Genomic DNA, 23,514 nt, shown 5'->3' on the forward strand with positions numbered 1-23,514 from the left:
TCCGTGTCTACCACCCGCCCGCGCGCTGAAGCGAAGCCCTCGTTCTTCGCCAACTTCGGCGGCCCGCGCGCGCCGCGCTCCGTGGCGAACCTCGTCATGGGCGAAGAGGGCGCGCTCACCGTGATGTTCGCGTTGACCGCGAGCATGATGATCGGCACGCTCGCCACCGCGCTCGATACCATCGACGTGGCGAATTCGTCCTCCCGCATGCAGATGGCGCTCGACGTGGCGACCCTTTCGGCGGGCGCGGATCTCGCGCATTACAGTTCGACGTCCGGCTCCAGTCTCGCGCAATGGCAAGCCGACGCCCGCGCGTATTACGACGCCAACATGCCTACCGGCTACCTTGGCCTCACCATGCCGAACTCGAATTTCACGGCGAATGTGACCGGCTCGCCCGCGACCGGGCAGACCATCCAGCTTTCGGCGTCCGGTTCCGTGCCGCTCTACGCGGCGTACATTCTCGGTCCGGCGAGCACCTCGACCTCCGGCTCGACCGGCGGTTCGGGAACGACCCAGCCGGACCAGCAGACCATCAGCGCGAGCAACTCGGCGCTGCGTCTGCCGAAGAGCACGCTGGAACTCGCGCTGATTCTCGACAACACCGGCTCAATGGCGGACGCCGCGAACGGCACCACCATCTCCTCGAGGAATCCCGCGCAGACCAAGCTGCAGGGCCTTCAATACGCCGCGAACACGCTCATCGGGCAGATTCTCGGCGTCACCGGCAACGACTCGTATATCGGACTCGTGCCCTTCACGACGATGGTGAACGTCAAGGGATCGCTCAGCACCAGCGGTTCGTGGATGCAGCAAAACACAAGCAAGTGGCTCTACAACTCGAGCGGCGTGAGCATGACCAAGTGGAGCGGCTGCGTGGTCGAGCCGCACGACGCGAGCGGCCATATCGAGCCGCAAGCCTATGCGCCGAAGAATTCGCCGGGCTTCACGCCGTGGTACTTCAACGTGCCGCCTTCCGGTTTCTCGATCAAGTACTACTCGACCAGTTGCCGGCTCTCGACCAGCACGAGCCCGAATCCCGCCGTCATCACGAGCGTGCCGCTTTCGTACTATCGCGGCAGCTATGGCTCGGCGACGCTTTGTCCGGGCGACACCGCGACCTCGCCGAACAGCGGCTGGTCGCAGATGACGACCAGCACCAACATCACGTACGACCAGAACGGCAGCGCCAGCGACTTTCAGCCGTGCTCGATTCAGCCGACCGTGTTCCTCACGAAGGACCAGAGCACGCTCACGAGCGCCGTCAACGCGATGAAGGCCTACGGCTCGACGATGATCCCCACGGGCCTGCTCTGGGGCTGGCGCATGTTGTCGTCGGACTGGTCGCCGGCGGTGGCGGGAAGCAACAACGGCTGGACCTCGTCGAGCGATACGACGCTGCCGCGCCCCGAGACGACGCAGGGCTTGCAGCGCGTCGCCATCGTGCTGACCGACGGCGTGAACGATCCGGGCACGACCTCCGGCACTTTCCCGATGCCGTACTTCAATCAGCTTTCGCTGGGCGACCAGAACCTGAAGTCGTTGCAACTCGGCCTGAATGGCGCGACCTCCAGTTCCGACGACCTCAATACGTTCCAGTTGGGCGTGTGTTCGGCGATGAAGAAGAGCGGTATCACCATTTATGCGATCACGTTCGGCACATACGGCACCGACAGCACGAGCGTGAAGGCGCAGCAGACCATGCAATCGTGCGCGACGCCAGGCAACTATTACCACGCGCCGGACAACACCGCGCTCAACCAGATTTTTCAGCAGATTGCCGGAAACCTGGGTGTGCTCCGGCTCACGCAGTGACGATAACCCGGAAGAGGCGCGCGATCCGTGTGCGCCGTCTCTTTCCTCCATGCAGCAGGTGACGTGATGAACACAAACACAGCAGCCCGCGTGAATCCGGTGACATGCTGGCTCCACGCGCACGCCGAATTTCTCGTGGAAGCGGCGATTCGCATGCTCACCGTCGCGATGCTGAGCCTCTTTTTGTACGGCGCGCTCGTGCAGTTCTGGCGTGACCCGTCGCGGGTCACGGTGCTGCTGATGGTGACGTCGGAAGTCGTGGCTATCGCGCTGTCGATGATCTCGCGCGTGCCGAAAAAGCGCGACTGGAACGTGCTGTCCGTGGTGGTGTCGAGCGTCGCGACGTTCTACTTCCTCGCCTTCGACATCAGGCCGGGCATCCATCTGATTCCGGAATGGATCGCGGCCTGTCTCCAGATGATCGGCATGTCCATCCAGATCAGCGCCAAGCTCTCGCTGCGCCGCTCGTTCGGCATTTTGCCGGCAAACCGTGGCGTGGTCGTGCACGGGCCGTACAAGCTGATTCGCCATCCGATGTACTTCGGCTACCTCATCAAAGATGCGGGCTTTCTGCTGCCTAACTTCGGCTTGCAGAACGTGATCGTGCTCGCTCTGCACTGGACGTTGCAGGTGACGCGCATCGTTCGGGAAGAGCGGCTGCTGTCGGAAGACGACACGTATCGCGAGTATGCGAAACGCGTGCGTTATCGCCTGATCGCGGGCATCTTCTGAATACCGCCGGGCACGGGCGTTGCTCGCCTTCCGGTGCATCCTCAACCCAAGGAGCACCGACATGCCCGAGAAGAAAACCATCGAGCGCGCCGAGAAGGCCAAGCGCGCAGGGAAGTCCGCGAGCACGCAGGCGGGCGCGTTTGTGAAGGAACAGATCGACCACATTCGCGAAGGCAAGCACGGCGCGAAGTCGGCCAAGCAGGCCATCGCGATTGGCTTGTCCGAAGCGCGGCGCGCGGGCGTGAAGCTCAAGACGCCGAAGAAGGGCGAAGCCTCCGATGGCACGCGCAAGAAAGCCGCGCAGGACACGAAGGCCGCGCATCGCAAGACCAAGAGTCCGAGCACGGAGTCGAAGGCCAAGCGATCTGCCACGTCCACGCGCGTGCTCAAGCGCGAAGGCACGAAGGCCGCGTCGCACAAGTCGCTGTCGAAGCAGGCGCATGCCAGTGCGAGCCGCCGTTCCGCCGCCGACCGCTCCGCCGCTGCGAAGAAGGGCTGGGCCACGCGGCGCGCGCAGGCTGCGGGCAAGAAGTCGGGTTCGGCTTCGCGTCACGCTTCGCGGTGAGGTGGCTTGGGCGGTAGCGTCCGCGCGAAGGAAATGGCCATTGATGCGAACTCTTGCGCCGCGGGCGTCAACGCGACGTCCGGGCGGCGCAGTATGCAGAGCGGCGTCGGTGCGGCGCGATCTTGGGGTGGTCGCGAGAAACCCCTGCTGCGCGAGGCTCGCCGGTTCAATCGCAAGATAGTCGCTGGCGGCGAAGCAGTGCATCACGTCGAACTCGGCCTCGGTCGTCGCGGCGATGCAAGGCGGTAGGGTCGCCTCATCGTAGAGCGCGAGCAGCCTGTTGCCGCGCTACTGCTTGTGCCGCTTGCTGACGCATTGGGTATCGCGCAGATCGGCGAGCGTGCGCCCACCTGCGAGCGGACATCCGCGCCGCGCGTCACGGCGACTTCCGAATCGAACAACCGTATGATCTCCATGTCGCGCACGTCGTCATCCGGCGGAATGAGCGCGAGCGCATAGTCGAGACGGCCTCCGCGCGCTCACGACGTGAGCACGCGCGAAGTCGCGCTCGTCGGATAGGCGTCGATGCGCCAACACCGCTCGCGAAAGCTATGGCTTCGGCGGCGAGCCGGAGCGACACGCTGCCCGTGAATCCGCGCGGCAGCCATCAAACATCGCTCACGACGTCCATGTCGAGCGATCCCACATTCATGCGGATAACTAAGCAATGCACATGAAATGCACGCCACTCGTCCCGGCATCCCTCGGCACGACGCGCGAACTCGTCAGCTTCCATTTCGGCGCATCCACCGCATCCGGCGCGCAAGAAAAGGGTTATATACAGGCATCGCTTCACGCCGACGAAACGCCCGCCATGCTCACCGCGTGGCGGCTCAAGCAGCGGCTCATCGAACTTGAAGCGAGCGGGCGCATGCGCGGGGAAGTCGTGCTCGTGCCGGTGGCCAACCCCATCGGTCTGTCGCAGCATGTGCTGGGCCAGTTCATCGGACGCTTCGAGAGCAACAGCGGGCATAACTTCAACCGCAACTTTCCGATGCCGCCCGCGAGCGCGCTGATCGAGCGCATCCGGCCGCGCGTGTCGCATACCGATGCCACGCACAACAAGCTGCTTCTGCGCACGGCCGTGCGCGACATGCTCGGCGAGATGACCGCGCGCAACGAATTCGAATCGTTGCGGCTTGCGCTGCTGAGACTCGCATCAGAAGCGGATATCGTGCTCGATCTGCATTGCTCGCTGGAAGCGACGATGCATCTCTACACCAGCCCGGCGAGCTGGCCGGCCATCGAGCCGCTTGCCCGCTATCTCGGCGCGAACGGCGTGCTGCTCGCCACGGACTCGGGCGGTCAGTCCTTCGACGAAATCCATGCGTTGCTGTGGAACGAAGTGCGCGCGTTGCTGGGCGAACGCGTGCCGCTCGGCGCGCCGAACATCGCGGCGACGCTGGAGCATCGTGGCCAGCGGGATGTGGATTACGAGCATGCATCGAACGATGCAGACGCGATCGTCGACTTCCTGATCGCGCGCGGCGTGATCGAAGGCGAGGCGCGCGAGTTGCCGCCGCTCGCGCAGGCCGCGACGCCGCTCGCGGGCAGCGAGCAACTGACCGCGCCGGTGAGCGGTGTCGTCGTGTATCGCGCGCAAGTCGGCGCGATGCTGAAGACGGGCGACGCGGTCTTCGACATCATCGATCCGCTGACGGATGTCGTGACCACCGTGACCACGAAGAATGACGGCGTGTTCTACATGCGGCGCGCCATTCGCTTCGTTCACGCGGGCGCGCCGATCGGAAGAATCACGGGTGCGCAGGCATTCAGGACCGGCGTGTTGATCGGCGCGTGACGCGTTGCCAAAGCGCGTCGCGCGCCTGCCTTCACCGCGCGTCGGTGACGGTCTGATTCAACGTCTTGCCCGCGATCACCGTGTTGTTGAGCACGATGTCGTGCACGTTGTACGCGTAGATCGGCCCTGGCGTCGTCGCCGTTGCCGGACCGGCCGCGACAGGCGTGCCGAAATCGCAGTTGGTGATCGTGACGCCGGCAATCGCGGGAATCGCGGGCGTCGGCGCGGGGCCGTTGTAGTCGAACGCAACCGGTCCCTGCGCGACGATCGCCTGAAAACACGATGCCGTGACGCCGTTCAGGCTGACGTTGCTCGCCTTCACGTTCGAGATATTGACGTTCTGGACGAGCGCGGGGCGCGTGCGGATCGCGTCCTTCGACGGCTGGTAGTCGCAGTCGAACGTGATGATGCCGCCCTGCGCCGCCGACGGATTCGCCGCGTTCGCCGTCACCACGCCGAGCGGCACGGTCGCGTTGATCGGGCTGCCCGCGAGCAGACTGCTGCCATAGCCCGATGGCGTGAGGCTCACGCCGTTGGGCAACGTGACGTTGTCGACATAGAAGTTCTTCACGAAGCCGCCGCGATTCATGTTCGTCTTCACGCGAATGGCGATGTTGAGCGAGTTCGTCGCCCAGAACTTGTTCAGCATCTGGAGATTGCGCGCGTAGATGTTCTGCACGCCGCCGCCCATTTCGCTGCCGAGCGTGATGCCGCCGTGGCCGCTGTTCATCGTGCAGTTCTGGATGACGTGGTTCTGCGCGGGGCCGTATTGCGTGTCGAGGTCCTTGCCCGACTTGATCGCGATGCAATCGTCGCCCGTGTTGAACGTGACGCCGTCGCACAGCACCATGTCGCAGGCATCGGGATCGAAGCCGTCGTTGTTCGGCCCGATGCTGTCCACCGTCACGCCGGTGATCACGACGTTCTTGCAATGGGTCGGATGATGCTGCCAGAACGGCGTGTTGATGGTGCGATAGCCCTGCATCAGAACGTTCGTGCAGCCGATGAATTCCACCATGCTCGGCCGCAGATAGTGGCCGATGCCGAAGATGCGCTTTTCGATTGCCACGCCGGCTTCCGACAGCGCGGGCAGATAGTTCTGGTCTTGCTGCCAGGGCGTCGCGGGGTCGGTCAGCTTCGCGTACAGCGCAGCTGAAATGCCGGGCGCGGCCGTCTTCAGATCGACGTTGTTCGGATTCGCGAAAGCCTGCGAGGGCGTCGACGAGCCCGCGTAGCCGTACGCGCCGCTGTTGCCTTTATAGGTCCACCAGCACGTCGCGGTATTGCCGCTGCCGGCAAACGGCGTCATGGCCTGACCATTGAGCACCGATGTATCGCCTTCGCCGGTGATCGCGATGTTCGTCTGATTGCGCGCGTAGACCGGCGGGCCGAAGTTGAGGCAGTCGTTGGCCTGCCAGCGGCTGTAGTAGAGCTTGCCGTTCGCGCCGCAGTCGATCGGGCCGTCCTTCGCGTAGTCCGCCGGATTCTGGCTGAAGAAAATCTCGCAGTTGGCGCTCAAGTGGAAATCGACGTTCGACTGCAAGATGATCGGGCCGGCGCAATACCAGTTGCCTGTCGGCACGACCACGCGCCCGCCGCCCGCCGCGCTGCATGCCGCGATGGCCGCCAGGAACGCAGGGCGCGAGTCGAAGGAGCCGGGCGCCTGCGTCTGGTCCGAGCCGGTGCTGACCGGCGACTTGGCGGGATCCGTGTACGGACTCGTCGCGGCGACGATGGCGCACGGCTTCGCGCCGTAGTCGGTGACGAGGAACTGGCGGCTCGGCACCATCGACGTCGAAACGTTTTTCAGCGCGTTAATGATTTGCGTCGCGGAGCCGGACGGTCCCCAGATCGGGTCTTCCGGCGTGCTCGGAGAACTGGAATCGTGATGCCCGCCGCCGCAGCCGGCGAGCACGCTCAGGCTGCCAAGGCCGCCGATGAGCGGCGCGCTTGCCGACGCGCCAGCAAACTTGAGAAGCGTGCGGCGGCGGGTCGACGCGGGGGCGGTGGGGCGCTTTTTCATGCTTGTCTCCATTCCGGTGTGTCCGGTTGTAATGTGGGGGACTTCAAACGACGTCATACGACTTCATCTGCGAGCGCAGATAGCGGCCGTTAAAGAAATCGTTTTCCCGAGTGACGATAGCGAGCCGGAACACGGCGCGTCAAGCTTCGCATCGCCGCATAACGGTCGGGACTTTCCCGTAAGGAAGCGATTACCCGCGCGCCGCGCATCTCATACGACATCATGTGTCACATTTGCCGCAAGCGTCCGACACCGATTCCGATGCCGCTCTAGAATTGACGCTTCGCTTCCCGAATGGAGGAGCCATGTTGACCTTCGAACTGCACGCAGCGACGCCGACGCTCGATATCGCCTACGCCGACGCCGGGCCCGCCGGCGGGCCGCCCGTCATCCTGTTGCACGGCTGGCCGGACGCGGCGCGCGCCTGGTCGAACGTCGCCGCGCGGCTGAATGCAGCGGGCTACCGCACCATCGTCCCGGAACTGCGCGGCGCGGGCGGCACGCGCTTTCTGCGCGCGGGCACTGTCCGCGATGGCTCGGGCGTCGCGCTGGCGCAAGACGCGGTCGATCTGGCGGATGCGCTCGGCATCGCGCGTTTCGATGTCGTCGGGCACGACTGGGGCGCGCGCGCCGCCTACACGCTCGCCGCGCTCTTTCCCGAACGCGTGCGGCGCATGGCCGCAATTGCGCTCGCGTTCCAGCCGCGCGGGAAATTCACGCTGCCGGCGGACTTCGCGCAGGCGCGGCGTTTCTGGTACCAGTGGTTCATGTCGCTCGACGACGCCCCGGACGCCGTCGCCGCCGACCCGAAAGGCTTCGCGCGCATTCAATGGGACACGTGGTCGCCGCCCGGCTGGTTCGATGAAGCCGAGTTCGCCGCCACCGCGCGCGCCTTCGAGAACCCGGACTGGGTGCCGATCACGCTGAACGCCTATCGCCGCCGCTGGCGCAGCGACGAGCCGTCCGACCCGGCGCTCGAACCTCTGCACGAGCGGCTCGCGACCGTCGAGCGCATCGGCGTGCCCGCGCTGATGATGCAGGGCGGCTCGGATTTCTGCGACGATGTCTCGACATCCGAAGGGCAGGAGGGCTGCTTCACGGCGGGCTATCGGCGCGTGGTGATCGACGGCGCGGGCCACTTTCCGCCGCGCGAAGCGCCCGATGCCGTCGCCGATGCGCTCATCGCTCATCTTGGCTGAACGCGACCGGGCGAGCTACTTGCAAGTGGCAGGCGAACGCGCTCGCCCGCTTTTGGCGGCGGCTACTGTATGGGTGTACAGTACCGTTCGCTGCGGCAGGCGCCTGCCGCCGGACCTTCGCGCGGCGCCGCCCACGGCCGTGAACGGCCGTCCATCTCATTGAACCGGTTGGAAAAATTGGCATCGAACAACGCAATACGCATTCGCGGCGCCCGTCAACATAACCTCAAGAATCTCGATCTCGACCTGCATACCGGCCAGATGACGGTCGTCACCGGACCGTCCGGTTCGGGCAAGTCCAGCCTCGTCTTCGACACGCTCTACGCGGAAGGCCAGCGCCGCTACGTCGAGACGTTCAGCGCATACGCACGCCAGTTTCTCGACCGGATGGACCGCCCGCAAGTGGATCGCGTGGACGGCGTGCCGCCCGCCATCGCCATCGACCAGACGAACCCGGTGCGCAGTTCGCGCTCGACGGTCGGCACGATGACCGAGCTGAACGATCACCTCAAGCTCTTCTACGCGCGCGCCGCCGAGCTTTTCGACAGAAAGACCGCGCACCGCGTCAGGCACGACACGCCCGAGACCATTTACGCCGAACTGCTGGAGCGCACGCGCGACGGCGATCCGCGCCTCGCGGTGACGTTTCCCGTCGAACTGCCCGACACCACGAGCGACGACGAAGTCGCGCAGTGGCTTTCCGCGAGCGGCTACACCCGCGTGCAGGCCAAGCGCCACATGCAGACGGAAGCGGGCGCACGGCAAGTGCTCGATGTGGTCGCGGACCGGTTTCGCTTGCACAACACCGAGCGTTCGCGGGCGCTGGAGGCCATCGAAGGCGCGCTGCTGCGCGGCAGCGGACGCGTGAACGTCTACGTGCTGAAGGACGAAGGCGAGCCCGATATCTGGCGCTTCTCGACCGGCCTGCACAGCCCGGAAAGCGACTTGCGTTACGCCGATCCGCAGCCGGCGCTGTTCTCGTTCAACTCGGCGTATGGCGCGTGCGAGACCTGCCGCGGCTTTGGGCGCGTGATCGGCGTGGATTACGGCCTCGTCATCCCCGACGAGAAGAAGACGCTGCGCGAAGGCGCGGTCAAGACGCTGCAAACGCCCGCGTGGAAGGAGAATCAGGACGACCTCGTGCGCTACGGCGCGAAGGCGGGCATCCGGCTCGGCGTGCCGTGGAGCGAGCTGACGCAAAAAGAACGCGACTGGGTCATCCACGGATCGCCGGACTGGACCGGCAAGTGGGGCAGCCAGTGGTACGGCGTGCAGCGTTTCTTCGACTATCTGGAGTCGAAGGCGTACAAGATGCACATTCGCGTGCTGCTGTCGAAATACCGCAGCTATACGACGTGCCCCGCCTGCGCGGGCGCACGGCTTAAGACGGAATCGCTGCTGTGGCGCCTCGGCACGAAGGAACAGGCCGACGCCGTGCTCGCGCCCGCCGACCGCTTCATGCCGAACGGCGTCGACTGGACGCGCGATCAGCTTGAAACCCCGGCCGGCCTCACGGTCCACGACCTGATGCTGATGCCGATCGAGCGCATCCGCCGCTTCTTCGATTCGCTCACGCTGCCGTCCACGCTGCTCGACGAGGCGCTCAAGCTGCTGCACGCCGAAGTCCGCACGCGCCTCAAATATCTGTGCGACGTGGGGCTCGGCTATCTGACGCTGGATCGCCAGAGCCGCACGCTTTCGGGCGGCGAAGTACAGCGCATCAACCTGACGACCGCGCTCGGCACGTCGCTCGTCAACACGCTCTTCGTGCTGGACGAGCCGAGCATCGGGCTGCATCCGCGTGATCTGAACCGCATCGTGGAGGCCATGCATCGTCTGCGCGATGCGGGCAATACGCTCGTCGTCGTGGAGCACGATCCTTCGGTGATGCTCGCGGCGGACCGCCTGATCGACATGGGACCGGGGCCGGGCGAGCGCGGCGGGCAGATCGTCTACGACGGCAGGCCCGACGACATCCAGTCCGGCGACACGCTCACCGGTGCGTATCTCGGCGGCCGCAAGCACGTCGCGCATGCGTCGAACTGGACGCGCCGCGCGGTCGATGCGAACTCGCCGCGTCTCGTCCTCGAAGGCGCGAGCGATCACAACTTGCAGGACGTGACGGTCGAGATTCCGCTGGAGCGCCTCGTCTGCGTGACGGGCGTCTCGGGCTCGGGCAAATCGACGCTGATCCAGGACGTGCTCGCGCCCGCGCTGATGCGTCACTTCGGCAAGGCGACGGAAGCGCCCGGCGCGTTTCGCGCACTGAAGGGCGCGGATCAACTGAGCGATGTCGTGTTCGTCGATCAATCGCCGATCGGTCGCACGGCGCGCTCGAATCCGGCGAGCTATGTCGGCGCGTTCGACGAAATCCGCAAGCTCTTCGCGAAAGCGCCGCTCGCCGCGCAGCGCGGCTATGGCGCGAGCATGTTCAGCTTCAACTCGGGCGATGGCCGCTGCCCGACGTGCGGCGGCTCGGGCTTCGAGCACGTCGAAATGCAGTTCCTCTCCGATGTCTACCTGCGCTGCCCCGACTGCGACGGCCGCCGTTATCGCGCCGAGATTCTCGATGTGAAGATCGAGCGCGGCGGGCGCGAACTGAGCGTCGCGGATGTGCTGGACCTGACCGTGAGCGAAGCCGTCGAGTGCTTCGCCAAAGACGCGGACGTGCTGCGCGTCCTGCAGCCGATCGTCGATGTCGGCCTCGAATACGTGAAGCTCGGCCAGCCGGTGCCGACGCTCTCGGGCGGCGAAGCGCAGCGCCTGAAGCTCGCGGGCTTTCTGGCGGAAACCGCATCGCCGAATCAGAAGGCGCGGCTTTTCATGTTCGACGAACCGACCACGGGCCTGCATTTCGACGACATCGCCAAGCTGATGCAGGCGTTGCGTCGTCTGCTGGAGCGTGGGCATTCGCTGATCGTCATCGAGCACAATCTCGACGTGATCCGCGCGGCGGACTGGATCATCGATCTCGGTCCGGAAGGCGGCGACGGCGGCGGGCAAGTGGTGTGCGTCGGCACGCCGGATGACGTCGCGGCCTGCGAGCAGTCGCACACAGGCCGCGCGCTGCTGGACTACGAAGAAGCGATGGCGCCCGGCGCGGCGGAAAAGCGCGCGGGCGTGCCGCTGCAACTCGCGGCGGAAGTGGCGAGCGCGCGGCGCGCATTGCAGGGCGAGGATGTGGTGCGTATCGTCAATGCGCGCGAGCACAACCTGAAGTCGCTCGATGTCGATATCCCGCACAACAAGTTCAACGTGGTGACGGGCGTATCCGGCTCGGGCAAGTCGACGCTCGCGTTCGATATCCTGTTCCACGAAGGCCAGCGGCGTTACCTTGAATCGCTGAACGCGTACGCGCGCTCCATCGTGCAGCCGGCGGGCCGTCCAGAAGTCGATGCGGTTTATGGCATTCCGCCGACGGTTGCCATCGAGCAGCGGCTGTCGCGCGGCGGGCGCAAGAGCACGGTCGCGACGACCTCCGAAGTCTGGCACTTCCTGCGCCTGCTGTATGTGAAGCTCGGCATTCAGCACTGCATCCACGACGGCACGCCGGTTCAGGCGCAAAGCTCCGAGCAGATCGCTGCGCAGATTCTGCGCGACTTCAAGGGGCAGCACGTGGGCCTGCTGGCGCCGCTCGTCGTGAACCGCAAGGGCGTGTACACCGATCTCGCGAAGTGGGCGAAAGCGCGCGGCAACACGCATCTGCGCGTCGACGGCGAGTTCCTGCCAGTCGATCCGTGGCCGAAGCTCGACCGCTTCCGCGAACACACGATCGAACTGCCCGTCGCGGATCTCGTCGTGTCGGCGGAGAAGGAAGCGGACCTGCGGCGTCTGCTCGATGAAACCCTTGAAATCGGCAAGGGCGTGATGCATCTCTGCGCGCCGCTCGACGGACTGCACGGCGCGCTGTCGAGCGGCAAGCGGCGCGGCGCGGAAGAAAGCATCGTGTTCTCGACCAAGCGCGCGTGTCCGGTCTGCGGCACGAGTTATCCGGAACTCGACCCGCGCATGTTCTCCTACAACAGCAAGCATGGCTGGTGCAATACGTGCGTCGGCACGGGCGTCAAGCTGACGCGCGAGCAGCGTGCCGCCTTCGACGACACAGTTTTCGCGCAGGATGATCGCGGCCGCGAGCAGAGCATCGGCTCGGTGGATCAGGAACCGGACGATATCGTCGATCAGCCGTGCCCGGACTGCGAAGGCACGCGCCTGAACGACGTCGCGCGTGCCGCGACATTCGGCAATTATCCGATCACCGAAGTCGGGCGCTGGACGGTGACGGACACGCGCGAGTGGGTCTCGTCGCTCAAGCTCACGGGCCGCGACGCGGACATCGCCCGCGACGTGGTCAGCGAGATCGAAGGGCGCCTTCAGTTTCTGGAGGAAGTCGGGCTCGGTTATCTGAGCCTCGACCGCGCCGCGCCGACGCTTTCCGGCGGCGAAGCGCAGCGCATCCGTCTCGCCGCGCAGCTCGGCAGCAATCTGCAAGGCGTCTGCTACGTGCTCGACGAACCGACCATCGGCCTGCATCCGCGCGACAACCTGATTCTCTTGAGCGCGCTCAAGAAGCTGAACGACAAGGGCAACACGCTCGTCGTCGTGGAGCATGACGAAGACACCATCCGGCGCGCGGATCACATCATCGATATCGGGCCGGGCGCGGGCAAGCGCGGCGGCACGGTGGTCGCGCAGGGCAGCGTGACGGACCTCGCGGCGCACAAGGCGTCGCTGACCGGCCAGATGTTGGCGAACCCGATCGTGCATCCGTTGCAGCCGCGCCGCGAAGTGCGCGCGCCCGCCGGCAAGCGCCCGGCCGTGCCGGAGCAATGGCTCACGGTGGAAAACGCGACGCTGCACAACCTGCGCAACGTCACGGCGAGCGTGCCGCTGAACCGGCTCGTCGCGATCACGGGCGTTTCGGGCTCGGGCAAATCGACGCTCGCCCGCGACGTGCTGATGACGAACCTGCTCGACGCCGTTGGCCGCTCGGTGCTGTCGTCGCCTGCGGTGCGGCGGGCGCGCAAGGCGGCGCAGGCCGACGCTCCGGCGGCGAAATCGCGCGCCAGCGTGCTCGCCCGCGAAGCGCCGCGCCCGAAGTTCGATGTCGTCCACGCATGGCAGGGCTGCTCGGGCGTCACGGGCTTCGAGGCGATCGACCGCGTGCTCGAAGTCGATCAGACGCCTATCGGCAAGACGCCGCGCTCGTGTCCGGCCACCTACATCGGCATGTGGGACACCATCCGCAAGCTCTTTGCCGACACGCTGGAAGCGCGGGCGCGCGGTTATACGCCGTCGCGCTTCTCGTTCAACACCGGCAACGGGCGCTGCCCCGCGTGCGAAGGGCAAGGCGTGCGCACCATCGCGATGAACTTCCTGCCGGACGTCAAGGTGCCGTGCGACGTGTGCCACGGCCAGCGGTTCAATCCCGAAACGCTGGCGGTGACGTGGCGCGGCAAGAACATCGGCGAAGTGCTGACCATGGAGATCGACGAAGCCGTGGAGTTCTTCGCGTCGATGCCGAGCATCGGGCATCCGCTGCAACTCATGAAGGACGTGGGCCTCGGCTATCTGACGCTCGGCCAGCCGTCGCCGACGCTCTCGGGCGGCGAAGCGCAGCGCATCAAGCTCGTGACCGAGCTGTCGAAGGTGCGCGACGACATCACGCGGCGCGGCCAGAAGCCGCCGCATACGCTCTACGTGCTGGACGAGCCGACGGTCGGCCTTCATATGGCGGACGTGGCGAAGCTGATTCGCGTGCTGCATCGGCTGGTGGACGGCGGGCATAGCGTGATCGTGATCGAGCACGATCTCGACGTGATCGCGGAAGCCGACTGGGTGCTCGATCTCGGGCCGGAAGGCGGCGTGAACGGCGGGACCATCGTCGCGGCGGCGGACCCGGACACGCTCGCGAGCCATCCGCGCAGCCACACGGGCACGGCGCTGCGGCCGGTGCTCGGCAGAACGCGGCCCGCCGAGGATGCGGCCTGATGACGCCGGCTGCCGTCTCGGATCTCCGCACGCTGCTCGCGTCGATGCAGCCGGAGCTTCAGCCCGGCGTCTACGTGTTCGCGTCGCTGCCGGGCGATGCCGCGCCGGGCGGCGCGGGCATCGTCGCGACGTTTCGCGAACGCGAAGGCTGGACCGTCGTCATGGAAGAGGGCGCGGCGCAAGCCGCTGGCGTCACGCCGCTCTTTCGGGCGGCATGGATCACGCTGACCGTGCACTCCGACCTGAACGCCGTCGGGCTGACCGCCGCATTCGCTCGCGCGCTCGGTGAGGCGGGCATCAGTTGCAATGTGATCGCGGCGGCGTACCACGATCACATCTTCGTGCCGGTTCAGGCCGCCGGCCCCGCGATGGACGCGCTCTTGAAGTTGCAGCAAGGGCGTTGATATGCTTGCGCGCTTCGATCACCTCTATACCGACAAGTAGATGGAAACGCAGGATAAAGCCGTAGCCCTGAAAAGGATGAAGTGGTTCGCCGCCGCCTTGCTCGTCGGCGCGGGCGTGTTGTTCGCCATCGCGAAGAGCCAGCACGACGCAGGCGCGTGGGCGTGGGTGTCCGCTTTCGCGGAAGCCGCGATGGTCGGCGCGCTCGCGGACTGGTTCGCGGTCGTGGCGCTCTTTCGCCATCCGCTCGGGGTGCCGGTGCCGCACACGGCCATCTTGCCCGCGAACAAGGCGCGCGTCGCCGACAATCTCGCCGTGTTCGTGCGCGACCGCTTTCTCGGCACGGATGCGCTCGTCGCCCGCGTGAATGCGTTCGATCCGGCGAGCCGCCTGTCGATCTGGCTCGCGGAGCCGAAGAACGCGGAGCTGCTCGGCAATCGCGCGGTCGGGGCGGTCGGGCAGTTGCTTTCCTTCATCGACGATACGCGCATCAAGTCCATGCTCTACGATGCCGTTCGCCGCCGCGCCGATGCCTTCGATCTCTCCGCCGCCGCGGGCAGCCTGCTTTCGACGCTCACCGCCGACCGGCGCCATCAACTGCTGCTCGACGAGGGGCTCAAGCACATGGCGGCGTGGCTCGACAAGCCCGACGTGCAGGAGATGCTCGCGGCGCGCATCATCGCGGTGGCGGGCGAGGAATATCCGAAGCTCATCGGCATGCTCGGCTTCGTCGGGCTGGACGCGGGCGATCTCGGCAACAAGTTCGCGGCGGGCCTCGTGCGCGGCGCGAACCAGTGGCTGCACGACGTGACGAGCGACCCGGAGCACGAACGCCGCAAAGCCTTCGACGCAACTGTGGAACGCTTCGTCGAGCGTTTGAAGTCCGATCCCGCGTTCAAGGCGCGCATCGACGAGCACAAGCGCGAATGGCTGGATCGGCCCGAGTTGCGCGGCTACGTGGACGGCCTGTGGGACGAGTTCACCGCGTGGCTCGGCGCGGACCTGAAGCGCCCCGATTCCGCGCTGCACGCCAAAGTGGTGGAGGTCGCGGCGGGTTTCGCGCAGGCGCTCGGCGGCGATCCGCTTCTGCGCGACTCGATCAACGAGCACATGCGCGACGCGCTGAAGGCGCTCGCGCCCGAACTGCGCGAAGGCATTGCGAAGCACATTGCCGCGACCGTCAAGCAATGGGACGACGCCACGCTCGTGCGCGACGTCGAGCTGAACATCGGGCGCGACCTCCAGTTCATTCGCGTGAACGGCACGCTCGTGGGCGGCGCGGTCGGCCTGCTGATTCACGCGGTCACGGTGTTCGCCGTCTGACGCTATCTGCGCGCGACGGTCAGGCTTCCCGCATCGAGCGGCGTGTCGCTGCCCACGATGCCGTTGACGGTCACGGCCAGCCCGCCCGTCAGCGCGAGCGCGAGCAGCGGGCCGCGTCCCGGCTGGCCCCGCGCGAAGGCGGGCACGGCCCATTCGTCGCCGTCGGGCGTCGCGAGCACGTAACGGGTGTCGGGGCCGAGCGCATCGGAATCGATCATGCGGACGATGCTTCCGGTCTCCGTCTTTGGAAAGCGCGTCGCCTGGCAGTGAAACGTCGGGCTGCCCCGGTGCGGCAGACCGACCGACACGCCGGTGATGACCGAGTTCGCGTCGGCGGTGATGCTGACCGGCAGGTGCAGGGCGAGCGCCGTCATCAACATCTGATGCCGGCTCGCGTGTTTCGTGGTGTTCATCCGCGCGCAATAGTGCGCGCCGTCCGGTGCGCGCAGCACGTAGCGGATCTCGTCGAGCGCGTCGGCGTCGATGATGCGCAGGACCGACCCCGTCTGCATGCCCGTCAGTTTCTGCCCGAACAGGATCATGGAAGGCGCAGCGTCCGCGGACAGCGCGCCGACAGCGATGCCGGTCACGTAGTGCTCCTCGTTGGCGCTCACCGTGACCGGCAGGCCGGAGCGCAACGCGAGCATCGCCAGATGGTGGCGGTTCGCGTGCTCCTGACGGTCCATTCGCACGTGGTAGCGCGTGGCCTCCGGCGTCTTGACGACGACGCTTAATGCGTCGGCCGCCTCGGTGTCGATGATTTCGTCGATGAGCCCCGAACGCGGCGTCGTCGAAATGAAACCCGGCGCGCAGTTGATATTCGGACCGAACGCTCTCGAGCCGACCGAGAGCGCGGTTAGGAAGTAATCGGGATCGCCCGCGACGGTCACGGGCAGCTTGGCACGGAACGCGGCCATCAGCAGCGCCGTCCGGTAGCCGCGCTCGTTCGGGCACACCTGGACGCAATGATGCGAACCGTCCGGGCTGCGGATGATGTACGCCAGGCTGCCGAGCATATTGGCGTCTTCCGCTTGCACGACCGCGCCCGTGCGCACGTCCTCCAGCAGACGCCAGGTATGCCCGAGCGCCGGAAGCGGGACGACATTCGGCAGAGTCGCGGCGACGTCGGTGATATGGTGCGTGGCGTCCGCGCGAAGCGTGACCGTCAAACCCAATTCGAGCGCCGCCATGAGAATGGCATTGCGCGCCGGATGCTCCCGATAATCCAGTTGGGCGCAATACTGCAATCCGTCTTCGGTTCTAAGGACATAGATAATCATATCCGGCGATTGAGGGTGAATCGCGCGGGTGATTATGCCGGTGCGTAAGTCCGTCAAGAAATAATCGGCAGACGCCAGAGAAAGGGTACTGATTCGAGGCCTGATTCTCATGTTGCTTTATGCGGCCTTTAGCGGGCGCTGACTGTTCAAGGTTATGGCGATGGCGGCGCGCGCGCGTGCAACGCCGCGCCGCCTCGATACGCGCCGGTCAATTAATGAATCGAACGAGCGTGCGCTAAATCTAGGTTAAGAATTAACCGGCGTCAATTTATATCCGCGAAATGCAAACCGGCGATTAAGAAACGTCCTAAACCGAATAAGACTGTCTTAAACCGTTGCGCTGAAACTCTTATCATTCAGATGCGCAGCGTCGTCTGTTTAATAAACCCGTGCAATTCGCCGTGAGATTGTCTAAACAAGGAGCGCGGCATTCGAAATCGACCGCTATGAAGCAAACACGCGCGACACGCTGCAAACCGGCCGCAGTCGCGCGAAAATGCCAACTTCCGCGCGGCGCGATTCCCCTTGCAAACACCCATGCCAAACTCGAACGCCGAACTGATCGAACGCTTCTACCTTGCCTTCCAGCGTGCCGACGCCGATGCCATGGCCGCGTGCTATGCGCCCGACATCCGCTTCGAAGACCCTGCGTTCGGTCTGCTGCACGGTCGCGAAGTCGGCGACATGTGGCGCATGCTGCTGGGTCGCGCGACCGACTTCACGCTGACGTTCGACGCCATCGCCACGCTCGGGCAGACCGCGAGCGCACACGCCGTCGCGCGCTATACGTACTCGGCGACCGGGCGCGCGGTCGTCAACGAGATCGCCACGCGCTTCGCCATCCGCGACGGACTGATCGCCGAACAAACCGATACCTTCGACCTCTGGCGCTGGAGCCGGCAGGCGCTGGGCGTCTCCGGCTGGCTGTTCGGCTGGACGCCGCAGATGCAGAGCGCCATCCGCACGAAGGCGCGGCACGCGCTCAGCGATTACCGCAAACGGGCGGCAACATGACGGCGATCGACGTGGCGCGGATCGAGGACGAATGGCTGGAAGCGGACGCGCACGGCGGCTTCGCGTCCGGCACGGTCGGAACCATGCGTACGCGCCGTTATCAGGCGCTTTTGCTTGCCGCGACGCAGCCGCCTGCGGGTCGCGTGGTGCTCGTGAACGGCATCGAGGCGTGGGTCGAGATCGGCGGCGACCGCTTTGCGCTGACGATGCAGCACTACGCGCCCGACGTGCTGTATCCGGACGCTCGCGCGAGCCTCGTTTCCTTCGATACCGCGCCGTGGCCGACGTGGCGCCATCGCGTCGGCGACGCAGAGACGGTCGTGGCCGAAGTGTTCGTCGCGAAGGAGAGCGGCGAGACCGTGCTGCGCTGGCGTCTCGACGCTGCACAGCGCCCCGAATCGGCGACGCTGCATGTGCGCCCGCTGCTGTCAGGGCGCGACTATCACGCGCTGCATCGCGAGAATCCGGCGTTTTGCTTCGACGCCACGACGGACGGCGAGCGCGTCCATTGGCGGCCGTACGCGGACTTGCCGGCCATCGGCGCGACGGCGAACGGCGCGTATCGGCACGCGCCCGACTGGTATCGCAATTTCGCCTATGCGCGCGAGCGCGAGCGCGGGCTCGATTTTATCGAAGACCTCGCGACGCCCGGCGTGTTCACCTTCGATCTGACCGCCCGCGAAGCCGTGATGGTGCTGCATGCCGATATCGCCGCCGACGCCGTGCCCCACGAAGCCGACGCGCTCACGTATGCATCGCGGCTCGCGGCCCGCGAGTCGGAGCGCCGCACGGCGTTCGCATCGCGCCTCGCGCGTTCCGCCGATGCGTATGTCGTCAATCGGAAGCAGGGACGCACGATCATCGCGGGCTTTCCGTGGTTTACCGACTGGGGCCGCGATACGTTCATCTCCATGCGCGGCCTGCTGATCGCGAGCGGGCGTCATCAGGATGCCGCATCGATTCTGCTCGAATGGACCGACGCGCTCTCCCAAGGCATGCTGCCCAACCGCTTTCCCGACAGCGGCGGCCAGCCCGAGTACAACTCGGTCGATGCGTCGTTGTGGTTCGTGATCGCCGTCCACGACTATCTGGCGACCGGCCACGCGTTGGCGGCGACGGCGAGCCGCCTGCAACGCGCGGTCGATACGATTCTCGAAGGCTACGCGGGCGGCACGCGCTTCCACATTGCCGCCGATGACGACGGCCTGTTGCGCGCGGGCGTTCCGGGCGTGCAACTCACGTGGATGGACGCCAAAGCCGGCGATTGGGTGGTGACGCCGCGCATCGGCAAGCCGGTGGAAGTGCAGGCGCTCTGGATCAATGCGCTCGCGATCGCCTCCGCGTGGAACCCGCGCTGGCAAACGCTGTGCGCCCGGGCGCGGCAGAGCTTCGCGGCGCGCTTCGTCGATTCCGAGACGCACGCGCTCTACGATGTCGTCGACGCCGATCACGAAGCGGGCAAGCTCGACCGCTCGATCCGGCCGAATCAGATTTTCGCGGTCGGCGGGCTGCCGTTTGCGCTCGTCGAAGGCGATATCGCGCGCGCGGTGCTCGATGAGGTCGAGGCGCATCTGCTGACGCCGCTCGGCCTGCGCACGCTCGCGCCGTCGGACCCGGCGTATCGGCCGCGTTATGCAGGCGGCGTGCTGGAGCGCGACGGCGCCTATCATCAGGGCACGGTCTGGCCGTGGCTCATGGGACCGTTCGTCGAGGCGTGGCTGCGCGTGCACGGCGCGGCGGGCGTGCGCGAGCGGTTTCTCGCGCCGCTCGAAGCGCATCTGGACCACGACGGGCTCGATCATCTCAGCGAAGTCGCGGACGGCGACGCGCCGCACACGCCCGGCGGCGCGCCGTTTCAGGCGTGGTCCCTCGCGGAACTGCTGCGCATCGAGATGCTGCTCGGCGCGGCCTGAGGGCGTCGATCGTGCGTCCTGTCTCAAAAACGCGCTAAATTAGCCGTTTCCCGCAAGACGCACCGAAGGCCGCATCCAGGAGACGCCCATGGCGAAAACGCGCACCGTCAATCAGATCGACACCGTGGAGGGAGCGCGGCTGCATTCGGGCGACTGTTCGCGCTGGCAGCGTTGGGGGCCGTATCTGAGCGAGCGTCAGTGGGGCACGGTGCGCGAGGATTACAGCGAGTTCGGCACCGCATGGGAGTACTTTCCGCACGATCACGCGCGCAGCCGGGCGTATCGCTGGGGCGAGGACGGCATCGCGGGCTTCGGCGACGACAAGCTCAACTGGTGCATCTCGCTCGCGCTCTGGAACGGGCGCGATCCGATTCTGAAGGAACGCCTCTTCGGACTCACGAATCAGCAAGGCAATCACGGCGAGGACGTGAAGGAACTGTACTTCTACGTCGACGGCACGCCGACGCATTCCTATATGCGTATGCTCTACAAGTATCCGCACACGGCGTTTCCTTACGCCGATCTCGTCGATGAAAACGCGCGGCGCGGCGCGGATGTGCCCGAGTACGAAGTGCTCGACACCGGCGTGTTCGACGACGAGCGTTACTTCGACGTGCAGGTGGAATACGCGAAGCACACGCCCGACGATATCGTGATGCGCGTGACCGTCGAGAATCGCGCGGCGTATCCCGCCGCGCTCGACGTGCTGCCGCAGATCTGGGCGCGCAATACGTGGTCATGGAAGCCGACGCCGGCCAAACCGTCGCTCGCGCTGCAAACGGCGCGCGGCGTGACGCAGGTCGCGGCCGGTCATCACGGTCACGAGCCGATGATCGTGACGGCGTGGTCGCCGGACGCGGACGGCATCGAATGGCTGTTCTGCGAAAACGAGACCAACGTGCGGCGTCTGTTTCAGATGGAAGGCGCGGGTCCGTTCAAGGACGGTTTCAACGACTACCTCCTCGCGGGCGATGAAGACGCCATTCGCCGCGATGCCGGCACGCGCGCCGCGGCCCGCGCGCGTCTCACGCTCGGGGCCCATGCGACGGCCACCGTGTTTCTGCGCTGGCGCCCCGAATCCGCGCCCGACGCCGTGCCGCTCGACGTCGATGCGCTCTTCGCGCGCCGTATCGCGGAAGCCGACGAGTTCTACGGCGCGCTTCAGCATGACGTCGCGGGCGCGGATCAGCGGCTCGTGCAGCGGCAGGCGCTGGCGGGCATGTTGTGGTCGAAGCAGTACTACCAGTTCGATGTCACGCGCTGGCTCGACGGCGATCCGCTCCAGCCGAAGCCGCCGAAGCAGCGGCGCTCTGGGCGCAACGCGGACTGGCGGCATCTGTGCAACGCGGACATCGTCTCGATGCCGGACAAGTGGGAATATCCGTGGTACGCGTCGTGGGATCTGGCGTTTCATGCGGCGGCGTTCGCGCTCATCGACCCGGCGTTCGCGAAGCGGCAGTTGCTGCTGCTCGTGAAGGACCGCTATCAGCATCCGAATGGTCAGTTGCCGGCTTACGAGTGGGCGTTCAGCGACGCCAATCCGCCCGTGCATGCGTGGGCGACGTGGCGCGTCTACGAGATCGACCGCGCGATCACCGGCAAGGGCGACCGCGACTTTCTGGAACTCGTGTTCCACAAGCTGCTGCTGAACTTCTCGTGGTGGGTGAATCGCAAGGACGCCGACGGCCGCAACATCTTTCAGGGCGGTTTTCTCGGGCTGGATAACGTGGGCATCTTCGATCGGTCGTCGCCGCTGCCGACGGGCGGCCATATCGATCAGGCCGACGGCACGGCATGGATGGCCGCGTACGCGCTCGACCTCATGCGAATCGCGCTGGAACTCGCGTATGCGAACCCCGTGTTCGTCGATATCGCGGTGAAGTTCTTCGAGCACTTCCTGTATATCGCCGAAGCGGTCAGTTGCGAGGACGGCTGCGATACGGGCCTCTGGGACAGCGAAGACGAGTTCTTCTACGACAAGCTGCGTCTGCCTGACGGCTCCAGCGTGCCGATGCGCGTGCGCTCCATCGTCGGGCTGATCCCGCTTTTCGCGGTGCACGTGCTGGAGCCGAGCGTGTACCGCGCGTTGCCGGAGCTGCGCGAGCGGTTGCACTGGTTTCTCGAACATCGGCCGGATTTGTCGCGGCTCGTGTCGCGCTGGAATATCGCGGGGCAGGGCAATAGCGTGCTGCTGTCGCTGTTGCGCGGGCATCGCATGAAGGCGCTTTTGCGGCGCGTGCTGGACGAGTCCGAGTTTCTCTCCGACCACGGCGTGCGGGCGCTGTCGCGCGTGCATCGCGACGAACCGTTCGTCTTCTATCACAACGGCGAGAGCTTCTGCGTGCAGTATCAGCCGGCGGAATCGACCTCGCGGGTGTTCGGCGGCAATTCGAACTGGCGCGGGCCGGTGTGGATGCCCGTGAACTATCTGCTGATCGAATCCATCCTCGAATTTCACCGCTATTACGGCGACGATTTTCGCGTGGAGTATCCGACAGGCTCAGGGCAGACATTCTCGCTTGCGGAAATCGCCGATGAACTCGCGCGCCGCGTGACCACTCTCTTTCTGCTCGACAAGAACGGCGAACGCCCAGTGATGGCGGCGTATCCGCTCTTGCAGGCCGATCCGCGCTCGCGCGATCTGGTGCTGTTCCACGAATATTTTCACGGCGACAACGGGCGCGGCATCGGGGCATCGCATCAGACGGGATGGACGGGACTTGTCGCGCTCTTGTTGCAGCCGCGCGCGTCCGGGCCTTCGGGCGTCGTCCCGCTTGCCGGCGAAGCCGATGCGGACGTACAGGAGTTCGCCGGCGCGAAGTAGTCTGCCAACAGGCAGTTTTCCGGCGGCAAAGAGGGGCCCGCTTTGTTCGGATAAGTCTTATATCGCTGTTCTCTCCATCTGCGTAATTTGTGCGGACGCAGATGTTTGGCGCTTGAATGTGCCGCTTGGGAGAGCAAAAAGATGAACCGATCAACGAGTGCTTACGACATGAGACCCGCCGTGGCGGGGTGCGGCTCGCGGCCCGTTTGCCGCACCGAGCACGAGGAAAGTCCGCCGTTCGGACTCATCATGCTGGTCTTCGCGGCGGCGATGTGCGGCGGCGCATGGGTCACTTGCGCGTTCGACAGCATCGCAGCCGGCTGGATCGCGGGCGTCGGGATTCTGGCCGCGCTCGGCGGCGCGATCGACCACTGGTTCTGCGGCGAGGCGGCGCTGGAGCGCCGCCTCGAGGCGCGCTCGCGGGCGCGTCAGCACGCGGTCCAGAAGTCGGCGTCCAAATGCGGCTTCACGGCGCGGCGCCGCGACCGCTCGAACGCGACGACGCGGGAATGGACGTCGATCTCGGCGTATCGCCGATATCCCTTTCCGAGTTCGCTTGACGGGTGCAGATGACAGCCGGCGTGCATGTATGTTAAGTAGTGGCGCTTCACGCCGCTTTGACGACATCCACGCGC

The 23,514-nt window shown here is 65.8% G+C and carries 14 protein-coding genes; 12 read left to right on the top strand and 2 right to left on the bottom strand.

Going from position 1 to position 23,514, the window contains the following annotated elements; genetic code table 11:
• Window positions 1-3: 3 nt before the first annotated feature.
• The 4 genes from GV035_RS03705 to GV035_RS03720 all read left to right on the top strand — a co-directional run bounded on the left by GV035_RS03705 (window position 4) and on the right by GV035_RS03720 (window position 4,913).
• Complete coding sequence (locus GV035_RS03705; RefSeq protein WP_236572415.1) at window positions 4-1,815, top strand: TadE/TadG family type IV pilus assembly protein; 1,812 nt, start codon at window positions 4-6, stop codon at window positions 1,813-1,815.
• Window positions 1,816-1,881: 66 nt separating this feature from the next.
• Complete coding sequence (locus tag GV035_RS03710; RefSeq protein ID WP_159833495.1) at window positions 1,882-2,547, top strand: methyltransferase family protein; 666 nt, start codon at window positions 1,882-1,884, stop codon at window positions 2,545-2,547.
• Between the two features lie 61 nt (window positions 2,548-2,608).
• Complete coding sequence (locus GV035_RS03715; RefSeq protein WP_159833497.1) at window positions 2,609-3,112, top strand: DUF6496 domain-containing protein; 504 nt, start codon at window positions 2,609-2,611, stop codon at window positions 3,110-3,112.
• A gap of 667 nt (window positions 3,113-3,779) precedes the next feature.
• Window positions 3,780-4,913 (top strand): succinylglutamate desuccinylase/aspartoacylase family protein, encoded by a 1,134-nt coding sequence (locus tag GV035_RS03720; protein WP_159833499.1) that lies wholly within the window; start codon window positions 3,780-3,782, stop codon window positions 4,911-4,913.
• A gap of 31 nt (window positions 4,914-4,944) precedes the next feature.
• Here the strand turns inward: GV035_RS03720 and GV035_RS03725 are convergent, their stop codons facing one another.
• Complete coding sequence (locus tag GV035_RS03725; protein ID WP_159833501.1) at window positions 4,945-6,936, bottom strand: glycoside hydrolase family 28 protein; 1,992 nt, start codon at window positions 6,934-6,936, stop codon at window positions 4,945-4,947.
• 305 nt (window positions 6,937-7,241) lie between these two features.
• Between GV035_RS03725 and GV035_RS03730 the strand changes: the two genes are divergently transcribed.
• The 4 genes from GV035_RS03730 to GV035_RS03745 all read left to right on the top strand — a co-directional run bounded on the left by GV035_RS03730 (window position 7,242) and on the right by GV035_RS03745 (window position 15,848).
• Window positions 7,242-8,135 carry an alpha/beta fold hydrolase gene (locus tag GV035_RS03730; protein ID WP_159833503.1) on the top strand — a complete coding sequence of 298 codons (894 nt, stop codon included), beginning with the start codon at window positions 7,242-7,244 and terminating at the stop codon, window positions 8,133-8,135.
• 177 nt (window positions 8,136-8,312) lie between these two features.
• Window positions 8,313-14,123 carry an excinuclease ABC subunit UvrA gene (uvrA, locus tag GV035_RS03735; RefSeq protein ID WP_159833505.1) on the top strand — a complete coding sequence of 1,937 codons (5,811 nt, stop codon included), beginning with the start codon at window positions 8,313-8,315 and terminating at the stop codon, window positions 14,121-14,123.
• A complete protein-coding gene (locus tag GV035_RS03740; RefSeq protein WP_159833507.1) occupies window positions 14,123-14,527 on the top strand; it encodes an ACT domain-containing protein in 405 nt (134 codons plus the stop codon). The genes uvrA and GV035_RS03740 overlap by 1 nt, the downstream gene beginning before the upstream one ends.
• Window positions 14,528-14,567: 40 nt before the next feature.
• Window positions 14,568-15,848 (top strand): DUF445 domain-containing protein, encoded by a 1,281-nt coding sequence (locus GV035_RS03745; RefSeq protein WP_159833509.1) that lies wholly within the window; start codon window positions 14,568-14,570, stop codon window positions 15,846-15,848.
• Between the two features lie 2 nt (window positions 15,849-15,850).
• Here GV035_RS03745 and GV035_RS03750 read toward each other — a convergent pair whose 3' ends face one another.
• A complete protein-coding gene (locus GV035_RS03750) occupies window positions 15,851-17,128 on the bottom strand; it encodes a hypothetical protein (RefSeq protein ID WP_159833511.1) in 1,278 nt (425 codons plus the stop codon).
• A 537-nt stretch (window positions 17,129-17,665) separates the two neighbouring features.
• Between GV035_RS03750 and GV035_RS03755 the strand changes: the two genes are divergently transcribed.
• From GV035_RS03755 to GV035_RS03770, 4 genes are all read left to right on the top strand, one after another.
• Window positions 17,666-18,142 carry a nuclear transport factor 2 family protein gene (locus GV035_RS03755; protein ID WP_159833513.1) on the top strand — a complete coding sequence of 159 codons (477 nt, stop codon included), beginning with the start codon at window positions 17,666-17,668 and terminating at the stop codon, window positions 18,140-18,142.
• A complete protein-coding gene (locus GV035_RS03760; protein ID WP_159833515.1) occupies window positions 18,139-20,055 on the top strand; it encodes an amylo-alpha-1,6-glucosidase in 1,917 nt (638 codons plus the stop codon). The genes GV035_RS03755 and GV035_RS03760 overlap by 4 nt, the downstream gene beginning before the upstream one ends.
• 88 nt (window positions 20,056-20,143) lie before the next feature.
• Window positions 20,144-22,879 carry an MGH1-like glycoside hydrolase domain-containing protein gene (locus tag GV035_RS03765; protein WP_159833517.1) on the top strand — a complete coding sequence of 912 codons (2,736 nt, stop codon included), beginning with the start codon at window positions 20,144-20,146 and terminating at the stop codon, window positions 22,877-22,879.
• A 141-nt stretch (window positions 22,880-23,020) separates the two neighbouring features.
• Window positions 23,021-23,452, top strand: a complete 432-nt coding sequence (locus GV035_RS03770; protein ID WP_236572416.1) for a hypothetical protein — start codon at window positions 23,021-23,023, stop codon at window positions 23,450-23,452.
• The last annotated feature ends 62 nt before the right edge of the window (window positions 23,453-23,514 follow it).

Source organism: Burkholderia sp. 8Y (assembly GCF_902506145.1).
In the GTDB taxonomy this organism is placed as follows: Bacteria; Pseudomonadota; Gammaproteobacteria; order Burkholderiales; family Burkholderiaceae; genus Caballeronia.

Bases quoted from the DNA above. Each gene is read 5' to 3' on its own strand.
- GV035_RS03770 (WP_236572416.1), top strand. From the start codon at position 23,021: ATGAACCGATCAACGAGTGCTTACGACATGAGACCCGCCGTGGCGGGG.
- GV035_RS03720 (WP_159833499.1), top strand. From the start codon at position 3,780: ATGCACATGAAATGCACGCCACTCGTCCCGGCATCCCTCGGCACGACG.
- GV035_RS03765 (WP_159833517.1), top strand. From the start codon at position 20,144: ATGGCGAAAACGCGCACCGTCAATCAGATCGACACCGTGGAGGGAGCG.
- GV035_RS03755 (WP_159833513.1), top strand. From the start codon at position 17,666: ATGCCAAACTCGAACGCCGAACTGATCGAACGCTTCTACCTTGCCTTC.
- GV035_RS03745 (WP_159833509.1), top strand. From the start codon at position 14,568: ATGGAAACGCAGGATAAAGCCGTAGCCCTGAAAAGGATGAAGTGGTTC.
- GV035_RS03710 (WP_159833495.1), top strand. From the start codon at position 1,882: ATGAACACAAACACAGCAGCCCGCGTGAATCCGGTGACATGCTGGCTC.
- GV035_RS03715 (WP_159833497.1), top strand. From the start codon at position 2,609: ATGCCCGAGAAGAAAACCATCGAGCGCGCCGAGAAGGCCAAGCGCGCA.
- GV035_RS03750 (WP_159833511.1), bottom strand. From the start codon at position 17,128: ATGATTATCTATGTCCTTAGAACCGAAGACGGATTGCAGTATTGCGCC.
- GV035_RS03760 (WP_159833515.1), top strand. From the start codon at position 18,139: ATGACGGCGATCGACGTGGCGCGGATCGAGGACGAATGGCTGGAAGCG.
- GV035_RS03740 (WP_159833507.1), top strand. From the start codon at position 14,123: ATGACGCCGGCTGCCGTCTCGGATCTCCGCACGCTGCTCGCGTCGATG.
- GV035_RS03725 (WP_159833501.1), bottom strand. From the start codon at position 6,936: ATGAAAAAGCGCCCCACCGCCCCCGCGTCGACCCGCCGCCGCACGCTT.
- GV035_RS03730 (WP_159833503.1), top strand. From the start codon at position 7,242: ATGTTGACCTTCGAACTGCACGCAGCGACGCCGACGCTCGATATCGCC.